This window comes from Pedobacter sp. AJM, from assembly GCF_002197755.1.
Classification (GTDB): Bacteria; Bacteroidota; Bacteroidia; order Sphingobacteriales; family Sphingobacteriaceae; genus Pedobacter.
This window is the reverse complement of record NZ_NHOT01000003.1, coordinates 104,478-121,358: the sequence shown is the minus strand read 5'-3', so window position 1 is coordinate 121,358 and position 16,881 is coordinate 104,478. Positions and strand designations below refer to the sequence as shown.

Annotated in this window: 16 protein-coding genes; 6 read left to right on the top strand and 10 right to left on the bottom strand. The window is 37.7% G+C overall.

Going from position 1 to position 16,881, the window contains the following annotated elements:
- Positions 1–96 precede the first annotated feature (96 nt).
- The 3 genes from CBW18_RS06370 to CBW18_RS06360 all read left to right on the top strand — a co-directional run bounded on the left by CBW18_RS06370 (position 97) and on the right by CBW18_RS06360 (position 2,578).
- Positions 97–597: a hypothetical protein gene (locus CBW18_RS06370; protein ID WP_088300480.1), complete on the top strand. Its 501-nt coding sequence runs from the start codon at positions 97–99 to the stop codon at positions 595–597.
- Positions 598–707: 110 nt separating this feature from the next.
- A complete protein-coding gene (locus CBW18_RS06365; RefSeq protein ID WP_088300479.1) occupies positions 708–1,070 on the top strand; it encodes a BlaI/MecI/CopY family transcriptional regulator in 363 nt (120 codons plus the stop codon).
- Positions 1,071–1,132: 62 nt separating this feature from the next.
- Positions 1,133–2,578: a M56 family metallopeptidase gene (locus tag CBW18_RS06360; protein WP_172406460.1), complete on the top strand. Its 1,446-nt coding sequence runs from the start codon at positions 1,133–1,135 to the stop codon at positions 2,576–2,578.
- A 48-nt stretch (positions 2,579–2,626) separates the two neighbouring features.
- Here CBW18_RS06360 and CBW18_RS06355 read toward each other — a convergent pair whose 3' ends face one another.
- Complete coding sequence (locus CBW18_RS06355; protein WP_088300477.1) at positions 2,627–5,290, bottom strand: TonB-dependent receptor; 2,664 nt, start codon at positions 5,288–5,290, stop codon at positions 2,627–2,629.
- On the bottom strand, positions 5,287–6,243 hold the full coding sequence (locus CBW18_RS06350) for a GLPGLI family protein (RefSeq protein ID WP_088300476.1): 957 nt from the start codon (positions 6,241–6,243) through the stop codon (positions 5,287–5,289). The genes CBW18_RS06355 and CBW18_RS06350 overlap by 4 nt, the downstream gene beginning before the upstream one ends.
- A 393-nt stretch (positions 6,244–6,636) precedes the next feature.
- On the opposite strand from CBW18_RS06350, the gene rplU reads away from it, so the two are divergent.
- From rplU to CBW18_RS06335, 3 genes are all read left to right on the top strand, one after another.
- Positions 6,637–6,948 (top strand): 50S ribosomal protein L21, encoded by a 312-nt coding sequence (gene rplU / locus CBW18_RS06345; RefSeq protein ID WP_088300475.1) that lies wholly within the window; start codon positions 6,637–6,639, stop codon positions 6,946–6,948.
- Positions 6,949–6,999: 51 nt separating this feature from the next.
- Positions 7,000–7,410: a 50S ribosomal protein L27 gene (rpmA, locus tag CBW18_RS06340; protein ID WP_088300474.1), complete on the top strand. Its 411-nt coding sequence runs from the start codon at positions 7,000–7,002 to the stop codon at positions 7,408–7,410.
- Positions 7,411–7,549: 139 nt separating this feature from the next.
- Complete coding sequence (locus tag CBW18_RS06335; RefSeq protein WP_088300473.1) at positions 7,550–8,392, top strand: hypothetical protein; 843 nt, start codon at positions 7,550–7,552, stop codon at positions 8,390–8,392.
- A gap of 88 nt (positions 8,393–8,480) precedes the next feature.
- On the opposite strand, the gene CBW18_RS06330 is transcribed toward CBW18_RS06335, so the two are convergent.
- The 8 genes from CBW18_RS06330 to CBW18_RS06295 form a co-directional block, all read right to left on the bottom strand.
- A complete protein-coding gene (locus tag CBW18_RS06330) occupies positions 8,481–8,771 on the bottom strand; it encodes a hypothetical protein (protein WP_088300472.1) in 291 nt (96 codons plus the stop codon).
- A gap of 32 nt (positions 8,772–8,803) precedes the next feature.
- A complete protein-coding gene (locus CBW18_RS06325) occupies positions 8,804–9,178 on the bottom strand; it encodes a hypothetical protein (protein ID WP_088300471.1) in 375 nt (124 codons plus the stop codon).
- 2 nt (positions 9,179–9,180) lie between these two features.
- Complete coding sequence (locus CBW18_RS06320) at positions 9,181–10,008, bottom strand: hypothetical protein (protein ID WP_140418638.1); 828 nt, start codon at positions 10,006–10,008, stop codon at positions 9,181–9,183.
- Positions 10,009–10,035: 27 nt separating this feature from the next.
- Complete coding sequence (locus tag CBW18_RS06315) at positions 10,036–11,001, bottom strand: polyprenyl synthetase family protein (RefSeq protein ID WP_088300469.1); 966 nt, start codon at positions 10,999–11,001, stop codon at positions 10,036–10,038.
- Between the two features lie 180 nt (positions 11,002–11,181).
- Positions 11,182–13,314, bottom strand: coding sequence for a ribonuclease R (gene rnr / locus CBW18_RS06310; RefSeq protein WP_088300468.1), 2,133 nt, complete (start codon positions 13,312–13,314; stop codon positions 11,182–11,184).
- 107 nt (positions 13,315–13,421) lie between these two features.
- Positions 13,422–14,450, bottom strand: coding sequence for an exo-alpha-sialidase (locus CBW18_RS06305; protein ID WP_253248978.1), 1,029 nt, complete (start codon positions 14,448–14,450; stop codon positions 13,422–13,424).
- Positions 14,451–14,457: 7 nt separating this feature from the next.
- Positions 14,458–16,161, bottom strand: coding sequence for an ABC transporter ATP-binding protein (locus CBW18_RS06300; RefSeq protein ID WP_088300466.1), 1,704 nt, complete (start codon positions 16,159–16,161; stop codon positions 14,458–14,460).
- On the bottom strand, positions 16,161–16,874 hold the full coding sequence (locus tag CBW18_RS06295; protein WP_088300465.1) for a 3'-5' exonuclease: 714 nt from the start codon (positions 16,872–16,874) through the stop codon (positions 16,161–16,163). Before CBW18_RS06295 ends, CBW18_RS06300 begins: the two co-directional genes overlap by 1 nt.
- Between the last annotated feature and the right edge of the window lie 7 nt (positions 16,875–16,881).

Here is a 16,881-nt window from a genome sequence, read left to right as displayed (position 1 = left end):
CAGCGTTTTAAAACCAACTGTTTATTTACTCCATCTGTCCATTTATAATTCAATAATTCATTCATTCAACAATTCATTCATTCAATAATTCAAATTGTGTCAACCAGAGGAAAAAAAATATTCTTAGCCATTACCATCATCGTGCCGATGATCATCTATTGTTACATCTATTATAAACCCATTATTCAGAATGCACCTTTCAGGAAGGATGATTTTGTGTCGATGCAGTTTAGCTATGGTTTGAAAGATACGTTGGAAAATAGTTATGATTCAAAAACAGGCGTATACCATTATGTAAATACCAAGGATTCTGTGATCACTAAAAAGTTTTTTTTAAAAAGCGATGATATATTATACATGCACAGAAAAGCAAATGAAATAGGCTTATGGAATTTTCCGGATACAATTGGTAAGAAAAGCGATAAATCTAAATTGGTTCCACGATATGATATTACCTTTAATTATAAAGAGAAATCAAAACATGTAACCATTTATGGCGATTTTGATGGCAATCCGAAATTGCTGGATGCAGCTGTTCAGATGAGAAAGATTATTCAGGAAACATTGGTACAGGCAGAAAGAAGATCAGGTAAGTAGATAGATAAAATAATAATGTTAAGAGACTTAATAAAAGGCTAATTATTTGACCTTTGTTAAGTCTCTTTTTTTTAGGATGATTTCGTATATTTACGATATATTCGTAATAAATGGAAAAGTTAACATTACAGGAAGAAGAAGCGATGCTTGCCGTTTGGCAGATCGGCAGTGGGTTTATAAAGGATTTTATGGATGCCATGCCAGAGCCAAAACCACCATACACAACTTTGGCATCCACTATCAAAAACCTGGAGCGCAAAGGTTATTTAGTGAGCGAGCGTTTTGCCAATGCAAACCGATACAGTGCCAAGGTGAAGGAGATAGAATACAAAAAACGCTTTATGAGTGGTTTTGTGAATAACTATTTTCAAAGCTCATATAAAGAATTGGTAGCCTTTTTTGCGAAGGATAAAAAGATCAGTGCAGCAGAATTAAAAGAGATTATCAACCTGATTGAAAACCCTGATAAGTAAATGCCATGCCTCATTTCTTTCTCATTTTATTTAAGATCAACATCGTTCTTATACTTTTTGCAATGGCGTATTACCTTGTTTTACGCCGATTAACGTTTTATGTCATCAACCGGTTATTTTTAATTTTCGGGATTATATTTTCCTCCGCATATCCTTTTATAAACCTCACTGAACTTTTTGCCAATAACCAGTCATTGCCAGCTTTTGTGCCACAACTCAATCAGGGTGTAAGGCAGATCGTTCAGCAAGATGATATCTCTATGTGCTGGCAAGTTTTAACCATTCTGTTTTATTTGGGTGTAATTTTAATGGCATTCAGGTTAATCTTACAGTTTGTTTCGCTAAACAGCATGCACCAGAAATCGAAACCCGGTCAGTTGAAAAATATCAAAGTTCGGCTTTTGGATGATCAGGTAAGTCCCTTTAGTTTCTGGCAAACGATTTATATCAATCCAGGTCTGCACAAACCACAGGACTTAAGCAATATTCTCGAGCACGAAAAGATACATATTGAAGAATGGCATACGCTTGACATTATTCTGGCTGAAATATGCGTGGTTTTTTACTGGTTTAATCCTGGTGTTTGGTTGATGAAAAAAGCGGTAAGGGAAAATATTGAGTTTATGACAGATGCGAAAATACTGAACAAGGGAATCGATAAAAAAGCCTATCAGTATAGTCTGCTTGATGTTGGTGCTTTGCAAGCCTCGGTTTCGATCGTAAACAACTTCAACTTATCAGATCTTAAAAAAAGAATAAAGATGATGAATGCCAAACGCTCATCAAAAATAAACTTAACCAGATATGTGTTTGTGTTGCCAGTTTTGCTGATGGTAACACTCGCTTTTACGATCAATAAAAAAGATGTTCAATCAGGTTTGATGCCAATTAAAGATATCGTTAAAAATGTTTTGCCACAAAGCAAGTCGCAGCCTGTAATTGACAAACCATTAATGAAAAAAATCACTGTAAACAGGAAAGCTAAAACAGGCATAAAGTTATCTACAGATGCTATAAAACACTTTACATTTGTCTTTAAAACCAATTTAGAAACTGAAGATACTACCCGCCAATCCATTGCAGACGGATTAAATAAGCTTGCTGGGAAAGTTAAAATATTAAGTTTTAAAATGAATGGTAATGTTGGTGAAAAAGAGACCATGCGTCATTTCATTTTAAAAGATAGCTTAAAGTTCGATTCAAATCTGAATAATGTGGTGGTAACATCTTTTCAGAATACAGATTTATCTTCATCTGAAGAACCGAAAAAAGGTACCATAAAACAGATTGTTATCGTAAGAACAACTGATCAGAAGCCGGATGTAAAAAATGGAATTGTGAAGGAACTGGCTGGAAAACGTCTTGTTGCAAATGCCCGGTATAACTTTGTGCTTAATGGTAATCAATTATCTAAGGAAGAAATAGATAAGATTGATCCTGGTAAAATTTCGGATATTAAAGTGAGTAAAAACGATATAACGTCATTTCAGTTTACCACTAAACAGTAATTGTAAAATACATAAGGTCTCAAGAGTAATTCTGATGAGACCTTATGGTTAAAAGTTAAAGGTTGCCTTCAACATGGCCACTCTTCCTGGAATTTCATAAGTTCCGGTGGTAAGTGAATTGGAAGAAAGATAAACCGCATCAAACCTTTTAATGTTGGTCAGGTTGGTTATGCCGAATTCCAAATCGGTTTTCATCTTTAAAATCCTATACTTTACATTCAGATCTGCAAAAAGATATTTTAAGTTAGGCTGGGTAGATTGATGTGTAAATAAATGTTCTGCCAATATATTAAGATATACATTTTTAACCGTGGTTATCGCCAAAGCCGATTGCTGCCTCAATTGCTGAAAATTAGTTTGAATGGCATCTGCAATTTTAGCTTTATTATTCGTGACGGAATAAGTTGCCGTATAAGACCAATTGATGAAATTGTTCAGCTTTGCCTCAATTCCTGTGTTATAAGAAATGCTTAAGGTATTAAAAGGAAGCAAGTCGCCATTTTGTAACTGATTATATTTACTTTGAGAAATGTTCAGGCCTGCATTAACAGTACTCTTCCATGCAAAAAGATATTTACTGGCATTTACATTAAAAGACAGGGTTTTAAAATGATTTTGTAGTGGAAGCACCATTCGCTCTTGAATGTTATTGCTTAAACGATAAGATGATATGGTATTCAGTTCCATGTCATTATAGTTCGCAAAAATGTTAAAGAAAAACATCTGCATGGCTTTTCTAAAGTTAAAGCCAGCACCGACATTATGTGTTTCTGATTCTGAAATTGGCGCATTATTTGAAAAAAGAGATCGATAGTTTTTTAAGACTGTTCCACGATAAACATCATCAATTCCACCCAAATCATTCTTAAAAGTGTAATTCGCCACAACATAGTTTTCGGTTCCGGTTTGGTATTTTACATTGACTGATGGATTCAGAAATACTTTATTCAGGTTTTTATTTAAATGATTTGACGGATCATGATAAGCAATATAATTATAACTTAAAGGAAGACTTAAGCCCGCTTTCCATTTTTCGTTGGAGTACTCATAGGTGGCATCTGCATAAATCCTGGTTTTAAGCCAGTTGAGGTTATTTACCGTACTATCAGATACAATTTCTTGGGTTTGGTTATTTTGTGTGCGGTAAAGCGCAGAATTAAGTTCCTGAAGCTGAATGTTGAAGCCCGTTTTGTAAGTTTGCACAAAACTTCCGTTAACAAAAGCAAATGATGCATAATTATTTGTATACCAGGATGGTAGTCTGATATGCTGTGTTAAACCCGAATACGGATTTCCATTATTTAAGATATCAGCATTTAAACCCGGATTAATATTTAGTGTTTCAGGCTGCGTTGTTCTGTTTAAATAAGAATATAAGTTGATTATGTTTTCAGATTTAAGTTTCTTACGGTAATTGAATTCATTAGAAATATCCAGCGTTTGCTGCCTCAGCATTTGGTTTGCAGCAATATTGTTGATAGAAAAAGCCGATTCAGTTTTAAATGGAATATAATCTAAAATAAAATTATTATTCAGGTAATATGCTTCGGCATTACCATTCAGGTTAAACTGGGTTCTCAACTTTTGGGGGTTGATTTTATTATTCTGATATTCAGTGTAACTGATGGTTTGATCTGATAAATAGGTTTGCGAAAATTTATTATACTGCTGTTTGCGTTGATCGTATAAGTAAGAAATATTGGCCCTGAGTTGTAAATCTTTGTTGAACTTGTACAGATTATTCAGGTTAATTAAACCTGCTTGGTTAAATAAATACCGGCTTTGTGGTAAAGATGGAACGCCTGCTGCACCTATGGATAGTAATCCATTAGGTTTATTGTTACCTATCTTTTGGAGGTAATCTGATAAGTTATGCGAGGTTAAATCAATACCAGGATCGTTGCCAATATTATTTGCCTTCACATTATTAATAAATTTCAGTTTTTTGTTGAAGAGCATGGCTGAAAGATTTTCATCGAAGCGATCGGGCATGCCGGCACCAACAGTTGCATCACCCATAACTTTAAGTTTAGCATCGTCTTTAATAACTAAATTCAAGGCAACATCGTCGCTCATGTTATTCTTCCGCATCATCTTTATCGGCTGATCATTCTGAATAACCTGCACTTTATCTACTGCACCTTGCGGAATGCTTTTCGTTCCGATGTTGTATTTATCATCCAACAAGTTATCGCCATCAACATATAAATTCGAAATCGATTTTCCATTGTAACTGATTTTTCCATCTTCGGCAACTTCAATTCCAGGCATTTTTTTAAGTACATCGCCAATACTGCGGTCTTGCTTGTCGGCAAAATCAGCAGTGCTGTAGTTAAGGGTGTCGCCTTTTGCCGTTAATGATGGCCTATTTTTGACCGTTACGGTTTCCAGACTGGTTTCACTTGGCTGAAGCATCAAATCCTGACTTTTGCTTACATCTGCAATCGAAACAGTTTGTTTTTTATAGCCTATACTTGATGCCTCGATTTGATAACCAATAAGCTGATCGTTATTTATGGCAATGGTAAAATCACCATTTTTGTTGGTCCGCGTATAGCCGATGATATTGCCTTCAGGATCTTTCAGGCTTACATTCACAGATTCCACACCTTTACCAAGATCATCTTTTACCGTTCCCTTAATTGATTTTTGAGCAAATGAGGCACATAAGCCGGTAAAGAAAACTAATGCGAATAAAAGGAACCTGCTCATTTTTTCTGGAGAATTTCAATGGGATTATTTTCTGTTGCCTTTACTGTTGTTGAAGTTCCGCCTGGGCGAGGAGTATTGTTATTCATTTTAAAAGAGCCTTGCATGCCATTTGCAGCCATTTGTGCTTGCAGAAAGCCTTGTGGATCTTTATCTCGGGCAGCTCTTAATTTATCAAGTTCTTTGCGGGTGGTTTTAATGGCATCGGCAGGCAGTTTTATTTCCGGACCCAAATAAGCAGTGCTTGTTTCGATCCCCATGATTTTGACTGTGCCAACAGCACCATTTCCCATCGTTATTTTGGCATCTTCTTCAGCATTTTTTTGTTCATCCTTTACCTTTTCCAATCCTGCAAATTCAAACTTTACTTCTTTCTTTGTGTCGTACGCTTCTATAATCAATCCGGGTAAACCATTTAACTTCCATGGACCACTTTGAAAAGGCAATTCGGTTGCGAACCATGCCACCCAGTTTCTGCCTTTAAAGTTAGCCGTTGCTTTTTGGCAGGAAATACCTGAAAAGCTCAAGGTATCTTTTAAAATTTTCCAATCGATTTGTGATGCAGGTTCCTCCACCAGGTAATTGTTGAATAATTTTTCTTTGGTTATCATTTTATGTTCATTGGCAAAGAAGAAATAATCGACCTGGGTAAGCGGCACTTTCGTTTCACTCTTAATGTTGAATCTGACGTTATTATTACCGGTCTGGTTTTTCATCTGCTCCTGAATCTGCTTTTGTGTATTGATTGCCTGGTTCAGTTTGTCATAGCTGGTGTAAACGGATGCATTTTTTCCGGTAATGAGCAACATATTTTCTATATGGGGCTTATCCCGCTGAGTAGTATCCCAAACATGTGTAAAGGTATATCTTACTCTGGCCAGCGCTTTATCAGGGTTTTGCGCATACGAAGAAATAGCAGCCAATAAGGCGATTGAAGTCATTAAAATTTTTTTCATAAAAGTTTTATTAATCAGGTTAACTATTTAATTTTCGTAAATCTACGAATTATTCGTAATAAAGAAATGTTTTAACATTTTTTAACCAATTGGTTTGTCGTTCTGCTTTTCTTGAATGCTTTTAAAAAGAAATATAGCTGAATGAAAATTTAGGCATGTAATGAAGGTCTGGCACACAATAGGGCAGAAGTTGTCTCTGTAGTGCCTGAATTATTTCAAGATGTTTAAGGAGATTATATCTTGAACTGAATTAATCTGGAGAAACCTAATACTTTAAAATTTGGTTCCTGCGGATTTTATAAAAATATTTTTGATATGTGTTTGTGTGTTAATTGAATTTGTTCTATATTTGCACCTCGTTAAATAAAAAATTAAAAAACTAATATTTAAACAATGTACGCAATAGTAAATATAGCAGGGCAGCAATTTAAAGTTGCGAAAGACCAGCACCTTTTTGTACACAGATTGCAAGGAGATGAAGGCGCTAGTATTGAATTTGATAATGTATTGTTGGTTGATAATGGTGGTGCAATCACTGTAGGTGCTCCTGCAGTTAAAGGTGCTATAGTTTCAGCTAAGATCGTATCTCATTTAAAAGGTGATAAAGTAATCATTTTCCACAAGAAACGTAGAAAAGGTTACAAAAAGAAAAATGGTCACCGCCAGTTTTTCACTAAGATTCAGATCTCTGACATCACGTTATAATTAATTGTTAACCCAATAATTCGCTTTTAGCGAGTTACAAAATATAAAATCATGGCACACAAAAAAGGAGCCGGTAGTTCGAAAAACGGACGTGAATCGCATAGTAAGCGTTTAGGTATTAAAATTTTCGGAGGTCAGTTAGCTATCGCTGGAAACATTTTAGTACGTCAACGTGGTACAAAACACCATCCAGATAAAAATGTTGGCTTAGGAAAAGACCATACATTATTTGCTTTGATTGATGGTACAGTAGTTTTTAGAAAGAAACAGGATAACAAATCTTATGTATCTGTACTTCCGATCTCTGATGCTGAAATTGAAGAAGCATTAGCTAAAAAACCAGCTGTTAAAAAAGAAGCAGAAGCGAAAGAAGTTGTTGCTGAGGCACCAGTAAAAAAAGCACCTGCTAAAAAAGCAGCTAAACAAGACGAAGCTGCTGAAGAAGCTGCAGTTGCAGAATAATCAATAAAAAAATAACGCAAAAAGTCCTGGTGAAAACCGGGACTTTTTGCGTTAAGCTGATTTTTTAACATCGTTAAATTCTGTTAAATAACATATTTTAACCAATCAACCGTATAAATTCGCCTGTAAATATATCAAGATGAATTTTAAGTTGATTGCCTTGTCCCTTTTCGCTATCATCTCCTGCAGTTATTCTTTGAGTGCCCAGGAAGTGGAAAAAAATATCCGGATGGATAAATCCTTTAAAGCTGATGGCATCTCAAACGAATGGAATGAGCCCCTTAACCAGTACAACGATGCCACCAAACTGGCTTTTGCATTGGCCAATGATGATCAGCATCTGTATATCATTATTGAATCGTTAGATCCCCAAACTACGTTTAGTGTTCTGCGTGGCGGAATTACGCTGAATATCAATACCCAGGGTAAAAAGAAGGACGGAGTAAAACTGTTATTTCCTCTAATGGAACAATCGCCGATACCAGCAACAGCTGAATTAAAAGACCGGCCCCGACCAGGTGAAAGCTCTGAAATGCATGATCCAAATGCCATGACTAAAAGCATTAAGGTTTCCGGATTTAAAAATATTACAGATGGGAATTTGCCAGCCATCAATCCTTACGGGATTACAACGGGTATGCATATTCATCCCAACAAAGATCTGATTTATGAATTAAGTATTCCTCTCGCTCAATTGCAGGTAAATCTTGATTTTAAAAAAACACTTGTGTATAATATTAAAATTAATCAACCTGGTCCGTCAGCTTTCAGAAAAGACGGCAACCGATCAATGAGTGAGGGCATGCCTGGTGGAAAAGGAGGTAGAAGCAGGATGGGTGGGAATCACGTTGGTATGAGTGGCGGCGGAATGGGCGGTAACCGGGGTGCTGGACGGCAACGTCTTCCTGAAGGAGCTGGAGAAAATACGGCCGGTATGAAATCTTCAGATTTCTGGATCAAATATAAACTCGCAAAAGCCTGAGGGGGCAAAAATTAAAGTAGGATAAAAATGGGAGAAATGAAGTACAGAATTGTTTTCCTGCTGATTAATCATGATGATTATTTCCCTTTTACTTTTGTCCTTTAATGTGTTTGGAAATATAGCTTAGTGCCTGATGCTCCAGTTCCATCTGTGGCAGGATACTGCTTTCAAACTCAATAAACATGTAATAATCACCTTCATTAAAGGCATAAGCCACTCCCTTGAATTGAACGCCAGCCTGGATAATGCTGTAGGAAACCAGTTTTGTATTTTTGCTAAGTTTAAGAAAATCTCTGTATTTTTTTATTTTATTCCCTGATTTTAATTTTTTAAATGTAGTGTTTACAGCGAACTTACTTTCAAAATCATGTACAAACACATTTAAATTTTTAGGTGTTTTAAAAGCAAATTTTAATGAATCATCATGCGTGTTTTGGAAAAGGGAACCCTTGCTATTTTTAACCAGGTATTTACATTCAGGCCCACCAATGAATCCTTTATGAGTTTAGTTATATAGGATGCCTTTAGCTGCGATGGACTAAGCTGGTTGAGTAATTGATAGTCTTGATAAAGCCGTTTATTAAAAGCTTTTTTAGAAATGGTTGATGACTGAGGAGGCATAGCCTGAAAATCAGATTCATTAAAATTAATTTTTACACCATCATTAGCAGGCCTCGAATTCATTTTATGGCATAAAATGCCAAAACGGACAATGGCAAACAGGCCGAAAGCGAAGGCTAAAATCGTTCGCCAAACTGGTCTTTCCTTATATTCTTCGTCTTCCATTTCTACTGTTGAATATCGGCAGCTGTTAAACGCACTTCATTCAGTTTTTTTCCCTTCAGATCGTAGTATACATATTTAATGGCTGATATATTAAACCTGCTGAACTCATGCATGATTTTTTGAAGGTTACCGTATCTCAGCATTTCACTTCTCATTAATTCTATTCCGGCCTTTGTTTTAACCGGTGCTTCAAGTGCTTTTGGGGTATGTACATGGTAAACCAGATCACCCGTGCTGTTCTGGTCGACTTTGAAAATTATCATCCCTGAAGATTTATCTGTAAAAGGCAGACTTTTGTTTAATGTGACGAGCATCATATCCAGCTGACTTGCTGGTTCATTTTTTCCAGGATTGTTAAAACCAGGTTCATTAAGTGAGTTTGATTTAACTTTGTCCAGTTCCTCCAGTTTCTTTTTATCGATCGTAACAACAGAAATTTCAGACAACGATTGTGTAAAATAGGTGATTTCGAATTTGATGCCGGCTTCTATCAGTTTTTTAGCTAAGGGTTGCGACTTTAATAAGTCCATCATCATGCCTGGCATTACCTGTTTAATGAATTCATTTTCAGTATCATTCAGGTTATAAGTGGTGACCACCCTGATCTGGATAATCCGTTGCCGGTAATCTGCCTTAGCGGATGTGCTCCTTACAAACTGACTGCTGACGTATGCTGCCTCTTTATTGTAAGCCGTTACGAAATCAGTCATCCTGCTTTTTGTATCCTGACATCCCGTTGCAAGGAGAAAGGCCGAAGATAAAAAAGCTATTATTTTTAAAAATCGTTTCACCTGGAAGGATATTTCCGGGTTTGGTAAGTTGACGTACATGAGGGTTAATTTAGATGAATGCTGAAGTTAATTATTTCGTTTTAAAATTTGTTCTGCCAATTGATGTAAATCTTGTTTATATATAGGAGATGCGCTAATCTCATTCAGGTTTTTAAACGCAATTGCGGCATATTTTTTCATTTCCTTTTCAGCTTCATCCGGTATACCCAACTCATTATAGATCTCGGTTACGGCCTGAATTTTCTCCTGATTCTCGAAGTCTTTTCTGTTGATCCAGTTTTGAAGTACGAAAGAATCAGTTTTAGATAAGGCTTTCAACAATAAAAATGTCTTTTTATTGGCAATGATATCGCCACCTACCTGTTTGCCAAATTTTTCTGGATCAGCGTAAACATCTAAAATATCATCCTGCAGCTGAAATGCAATCCCGATATTTTCACCAAACTGATAAATGAGATCAGCATCTTTTTCTGATGCACCAGCGATAATGGCACCTAATTTTAATGCACCACCCAATAAAACAGCCGTTTTCAATCGGATCATATTGATGTAATCCTCAATACTGACATCATCACGATTTTCAAATTCCATATCCAGTTGCTGCCCTTCGCAAACGCCCTGAGCTGTCGCATTGAAAGTATCCAGAACGTCTTTCAAGAAGATAGGATTAACCTTCGCCAGGTTTTTATTCGCCTCAACCATCATCACGTCACCGCTGAGAATGGCTGTATTGGTGCTCCATTTTTCATGTACGGTTGCTTTTCCCCTGCGTAGGGGTGCATTATCCATAATGTCATCATGAACAAGTGTAAAATTATGAAAAACTTCAATAGCCATGGCGGCATGGATAGCATCATGTGCATCCTTACCAAATAGTTCGGTAGCCATTAAGACCAATAATGGGCGTATACGTTTCCCGCCAAGATTAATGATATAGGTGATGGGATCGTAAAGCTGTCTGGGCTGATCCGGAAACCTTAAATTTTGTATTGCTGTATCTAAAATTTGTTGTAATTGCTCTGTTGTATGCATGCACTGTTTATTATTGAGGTTTCTTTCAAATCTATAACCTCTTCTTCTCGTTGTTTATGGTTGGATTCTATTTCAAAAATCAACATTATTAATCATATTTTATGTTGTTTTTACGTCAATCATTTCATACAATAATGCGCGATGATAGAAGATATAAAGTATTTTCTATTCATCAGACAGTTAGTCTGCAATAAGCGTAAAGTCAATCTGACGTTTAGCCAGGTCGACTTTTTTTACACGGATCATCACTTCATCACCAAGCTGATATTTTTTCTTTTTACGCTGGCCTACAATGCAATAATTTTTCTCGTCAAGCACATAGAAATCATCAGAAATATCACGCAGACGGATCATCCCTTCACATTTGTTCTCTTCAATTTCAACATACATGCCCCATTCGGTCACTCCAGAAATAATGCCTTTGTATTCTGTACCAATATTTTCCTCAAGGTATTCAGCTTGTTTATACTTGATAGAAGCTCTTTCCGCATCAGCGGCTCTTTTTTCCATGGCAGATGAATGTACGCAGGCTACTTCATAAAATTCTGCATCTGCTGATTTACCACCATCCAGATAGGTTTGTAAAAGTCTGTGTGCCATCACATCAGGGTATCGACGGATAGGTGAGGTAAAATGGGTATAGTATTCGAAAGCCAATCCGTAGTGACTGGTTTTTTTTGTGGAGTAAATGGCTTTGGCCATTGAACGGATAGCCAGTGAAGTCAGGATATTCTGTTCTTTTTTGCCTTCTACATCCGCCATGAGGTGGTTAAGTGATTTTGCAATTTCCTTGTCTGATTTTGTATTGATTTTATATCCGAAACGGGAAGCAAAAGTGGCGAAGGTATTCAGGGTTTCCATATTAGGGGAATCGTGTACGCGGTAAACATAAGTGAGTTTTTTTTCTCCCTTTTGTTTCTTGGCTACATATTCGGCCACTTTCCGGTTGGCTAAAAGCATGTAATCTTCAATGAGTTTATGTGCATCCTTACGTTCCTTCACATAAACACCAATAGGTTTTCCAGATTCGTCCAATTTAAATTTAACTTCTGTACTTTCAAAACTGATGGCACCGTTTTTAAATTTTCGGTCGCGTAAGATATATGCCAGCTCATTAAGTTTAAGGATTTCTTCTGCATGATCGCCAGCTTTGTTTTCTATCACTTCCTGCGCTTCTTCATAGCTGAATCTTCTGTCGGAATGAATTACGGTGCGGCCATACCATTCGTTCTGGATATTGGCCTGCTCATCTAATTCAAATACCGCAGCAAAACACAATTTATCTTCATGCGGACGAAGGGAACACACGCCATTGCTCAACCGTTCAGGTAACATCGGAATCACACGATCTACCAGATAAACAGAAGTAGCACGACTATAAGCCTCTTTATCTAAATCAGTTCCCTGGATTACATAATGTGAAACATCAGCAATGTGTACGCCAATCTCGTGGTTGCCATTGGGCAGTTTCTGATAAGAAATGGCGTCATCAAAATCTTTGGCATCTGCCGGATCAATGGTGAAGGTGAGTATATTTCTAAAGTCTTTACGTTTAGCTATTTCAGCTGCCGGAATTTCTTCCGGAATGGCATTGGCTTCTTTTTCTACCTGCGGTGGAAACTCCAGCGGAAAACCATATTGTGCCAGGATGGCGTTCATTTCGGTATTGTTTTCGCCCTGATTGCCCAATACATGTTTTACCATACCGATTGGATTTTTTGCACTTTCCGGCCAGTCGGAAAGGGTTACTAAAACCCGCTGGCCATTTTTAGCTTCAAGGGTATCTGCCAGCGGCACAAAAATATCGTGCATCATTTTCTTATCATCAGCAATGACGAAGGCAAAGCGATCGGAGATTTTGATTACGCCGGTGAAATCAGATTTTGCCCTTTTGATGATTTCAACCACCTCGCCTTCATTTTTACGTCCGCTTTTTTTGGCGAAAACATAAGCCTTTACAGTATCGCCATGCAAAGCATTTTTGAGCTTCTTTGGTGCCACAAAAATATCTTTTTCAAACTCATCTTCCGGAATAATGTAGGCCGAACCATCAGCAGTCATGTCCACCGTACCGATGATGAAATTTTGTAGCTCTTTAAGTTTAAATTTTCCCTTTTCAGGTTCCAGAAAAACACCGGTGCCTTTTCCTTCTTTCAGAATTTCCAAAATCGTTTCTCTCGATTCCTGATCATTAAGATTTAATTTGGCTGAAACCTGTTTATAATTTAGCAGTTGATTGTTGTTTTTTTCGAACACATCACTAACCAATTGATTCAGAACGAATTTTATATTTGCCGATTTTTTCTTTGCCATAGTTTAAAACTGAATTTACCGAAGATACAGAAAAGATGCTGAAGCGGCCATTTTTGAACGTCAAAAAAAGCAATTCTTACTGCCTCAGTCTTACTGGATTTAAATGATTAGTCTGCTATCTTTAGCATGACATATTTAATTTTTGTACGTAACGCTGTGTAGCTTAAATGTACATTCCCTTGCTGATCCTGAATAATTGCCGGATAGCTATATTCCCCAGTGTCATGGTTTTCCAATGTATAAATGTCCTTCCAGGTTTTACCATCTTTTGATATGGCGAGTTTTAATACCGATCGGCCTTCCCACCAGTTTTTTCTGGCCCTTAAAGGGTTATAAATGAGTAACTGCCGACCATCTTTTAAAGTGACAGCATCGCTGCCGGAATTGGGATTGGGGAGTTGAGTGGCTTTAATTTTAGACCATGTTTCACCCTGATCGGCTGACCAGCTGTCTGCAATTACATTTTGCCGGCTTCGGCAAAGGAGTTGCATGCGGCCATCCGCATAAGTAAGTATGAATGGTTGGATAACACCAAAAGTATCACAATCTATTTCAATCCTTCTCCAGTTGTTATTTTTTGCATCTGTTTTTTCAAGGTGAACCTTCCATGATTTCTCATCTAAACTCTCCGTGCTGGAGGGGTAAAGAATCGTGCCATTATTCAGTTGTATGGGTTTGTTTTTAATCGGCCCCAGAAATCCGTCAGGTAACCTCATGGCAGCAGACCATGTTTTTCCATTGTCTTTAGAAGTTTTGTACATGGCCCACCATTCCCTTGGGTTTGGCCCAACCTTGTAGTGCAAAGTTAACATTCCATTATTTGATTTGAAAAGTACCGGATTCCAACAGGCAAACCTCATGGTATCCTGCAGTATTCCGTTTGCGATTTCAATAGGCGCAGTCCATTTATTGCGGGTTTTAAGTGCTGACCAGATCACAACATCTTTACTGCCTTCATGTTTTCCGCCAAACCATGCGGCCATTATGTTTCCGTTACCCAAATCTACAAGGGTAGAGGCATGGCAGGCAGCAAATGGTGCATTTTCGAAAAGATAGGTAGATTGAATGATTTTGACGCTTTGTGCTTTAGTTACAGTCGTAGCAATGCACAACATAATAAGAATATGACGTAGCATGTATTTGTTAACTTCCTGGGATGGCTTCTATTAATTTTCGGGTATAAACTGCTTTTGGTGCATGGAAAATTTGTTCAGGAAATCCTTCTTCTTCAATTTTGCCTTTATTCATCACCAGAATGCGGTCGGAGATGTGTTTAACCACAGCCAGATCATGAGAAATGAAAATATAGGTCAACCCGAATTCATGTTGCAGGTCTCTGATTAAATTTAACACCTGTGCCTGTACCGAAACATCCAGTGCAGAAACAGATTCATCACAAACAATAAATTTAGGTTCCAGTGCCAGTGCTCTGGCGATGACTACACGCTGTCGCTGACCTCCACTAAATTCATGTGGATAGCGGTTAAAGTGTTCAGGTTTCAGGCCAACTTTAGCCAATAAGTCCATCACTTTTTGTTTCCTTTCCGTGTCATTCCGGTAAAGCTGATGAACCTGTAAAGGTTCCATTATAGACTGTCCAATGCTGAGTTTTGGGTTCAATGAGGCGTAAGGATCTTGAAAAATGATCTGAATGTCTTTTCTCAGTTTCCGTAATTCAGATTTGCTGATATTCGTAATATCCAACCCATTAAAGCTAATGCTACCGGATGTTGGCTGAATTAACCTTAAAATTGTTCGGCCCAGTGTGGTTTTGCCGCAACCAGATTCGCCAACCAGGCCTAGGGTTTCTCCTGGAAAAACCTGGAAACTGATTTTATCTACAGCCTTTACATAATCAGTAACTTTGCCAAACAATCCATTGTAAATCGGATACCAGGTAGACAGTTCTTTTACCTCGAGTAAAGGTTGGCTGGCATAAAGTAGTGCTCTTCTGGATGCAATTTCCTCATCCGTTAATTGATTAGATACCTGCAAATGTGTATTTAAATCCGCTGTTTTTCCGGTGAGGAAATCAGCAACTACAGGAAGTTTTTTTAACTGCAGGGCAGGTGATGGACGGCAAGCCAGCAATCCTTTTGTATATGGGTGCTGTGGATGTTCGAAAATCGTTTTGGCAGGGCCCTGCTCCACAATTTCGCCTTTATACATAACAGCTACTTCATCTGCAATTTCATTAACTACGCCTAAATCATGCGAAATGAAAATCATGGCCATATCGCGTTCTTCTTTTAGTTTTAAAAGCAGCTGCAGGATGGTCTTCTGAACGGTAACATCCAGTGCAGTTGTTGGTTCATCTGCAATCAGCAATTTAGGATTGCAGCTCAAAGCCATTGCAATCATCACCCTTTGTTTTTGCCCACCGGAGATTTGATGCGGATAACTGTCAAATATTTTTTCAGGGCGTGGAAGCTGAACTTCGTTAAACAGTTTAATGGTTCGTTCCTTAGCGGTGAGCTTATTTACTTTTTGATGCAGTATGATGGCTTCTGCTACCTGTTCTCCACAGGTAAATACAGGGTTCAGGGAAGTCATCGGTTCCTGGAAAATCATAGAAATCTGATTTCCTCTGATCTGGCGAATTTCATTCGAACTTAAATGAAGCAGGCTGATGTCTTCAAAATCTATTTTCCCGGAGATATGGGCTGTACGTTCGTCATGCAGGCGCATAATGGAAAATGAAGTAACGGATTTTCCAGAGCCTGATTCACCCACAATTCCTAAAACCGTTCCCTTCTTAACATTAAAATTAATAGTTTTTACAGCTTTGAACCAGGTCTTTTCATCCCGGTTGTAAAAATCGATCGTTAAGTTTTCAACATTTAGCATCAGTTTACAATGGTAATGTTTTCTGCTGAAATTATATCCATGCCTTTAAATTTTAACAATACCTGGGCCGTGGTGACAACATCCTTCTGGCAATAGGTTACAATGCGCTCCAGATTTTTCTCTTCATAATATACTTGTCGCACCTGGCTACCGTCAATATCATCTTTCGGTGTCGGAATATCCAGAATAGCAGCCAGCAAGCTTAAGGAGGTATAATGCTTGTAGTCGCCGAATTTCCACATTTCCATCGTATCCAGGTGCTTTACTTCCCATGGTTTTTTACCTGAAATATCCAGATGTGCCGGAATTTCCAGTCCGTTTATCAATAATCGCCTGCAGATATAGGGGTAATCAAATTCTTTTCCATTGTGTGCACAAAAGAGGAGTGAAGGTGACTGTTTTTCAATCAGGCCTGCAAATTGATTTAATATTTCCTTCTCGTTATCGCCGGCAAAAGACTTCAGCCGCAAGGAATAAGATTGGTTTTGAAAACTGAAAATCCCGAGACTGATGCAAATTATTTTACCGAATTCTGCTAAGATGCCGGCACGCTCATAAAATTCATGGGCACTTTGCTCAGGTTTGCGCTGATGACTGGTTTTATGATCCCAAAGCTCCTGCAGATGGGCGGGAACATCCTCATAAGATTGGTATTGCGGAACAGTTTCTATGTCTAGTACAATTACCTGACTTAAATCTAGGTTTTTTAGCATAAAACAA

Excerpts from the sequence above, each read along its gene's own strand:
- CBW18_RS06360 (WP_172406460.1), top strand. The coding sequence starts at position 1,133 with ATGGCGTATTACCTTGTTTTACGCCGATTAACGTTTTATGTCATCAAC.
- CBW18_RS06350 (WP_088300476.1), bottom strand. The coding sequence starts at position 6,243 with ATGAAAAAAATTTTAATGACTTCAATCGCCTTATTGGCTGCTATTTCT.
- CBW18_RS06325 (WP_088300471.1), bottom strand. The coding sequence starts at position 9,178 with ATGGAAGACGAAGAATATAAGGAAAGACCAGTTTGGCGAACGATTTTA.
- CBW18_RS06315 (WP_088300469.1), bottom strand. The coding sequence starts at position 11,001 with ATGCATACAACAGAGCAATTACAACAAATTTTAGATACAGCAATACAA.
- CBW18_RS06300 (WP_088300466.1), bottom strand. The coding sequence starts at position 16,161 with ATGCTAAATGTTGAAAACTTAACGATCGATTTTTACAACCGGGATGAA.
- rnr (WP_088300468.1), bottom strand. The coding sequence starts at position 13,314 with ATGGCAAAGAAAAAATCGGCAAATATAAAATTCGTTCTGAATCAATTG.
- CBW18_RS06320 (WP_140418638.1), bottom strand. The coding sequence starts at position 10,008 with ATGTACGTCAACTTACCAAACCCGGAAATATCCTTCCAGGTGAAACGA.
- CBW18_RS06305 (WP_253248978.1), bottom strand. The coding sequence starts at position 14,450 with ATGCTACGTCATATTCTTATTATGTTGTGCATTGCTACGACTGTAACT.
- CBW18_RS06295 (WP_088300465.1), bottom strand. The coding sequence starts at position 16,874 with ATGCTAAAAAACCTAGATTTAAGTCAGGTAATTGTACTAGACATAGAA.
- CBW18_RS06365 (WP_088300479.1), top strand. The coding sequence starts at position 708 with ATGGAAAAGTTAACATTACAGGAAGAAGAAGCGATGCTTGCCGTTTGG.
- rplU (WP_088300475.1), top strand. The coding sequence starts at position 6,637 with ATGTACGCAATAGTAAATATAGCAGGGCAGCAATTTAAAGTTGCGAAA.
- CBW18_RS06335 (WP_088300473.1), top strand. The coding sequence starts at position 7,550 with ATGAATTTTAAGTTGATTGCCTTGTCCCTTTTCGCTATCATCTCCTGC.
- rpmA (WP_088300474.1), top strand. The coding sequence starts at position 7,000 with ATGGCACACAAAAAAGGAGCCGGTAGTTCGAAAAACGGACGTGAATCG.
- CBW18_RS06355 (WP_088300477.1), bottom strand. The coding sequence starts at position 5,290 with ATGAGCAGGTTCCTTTTATTCGCATTAGTTTTCTTTACCGGCTTATGT.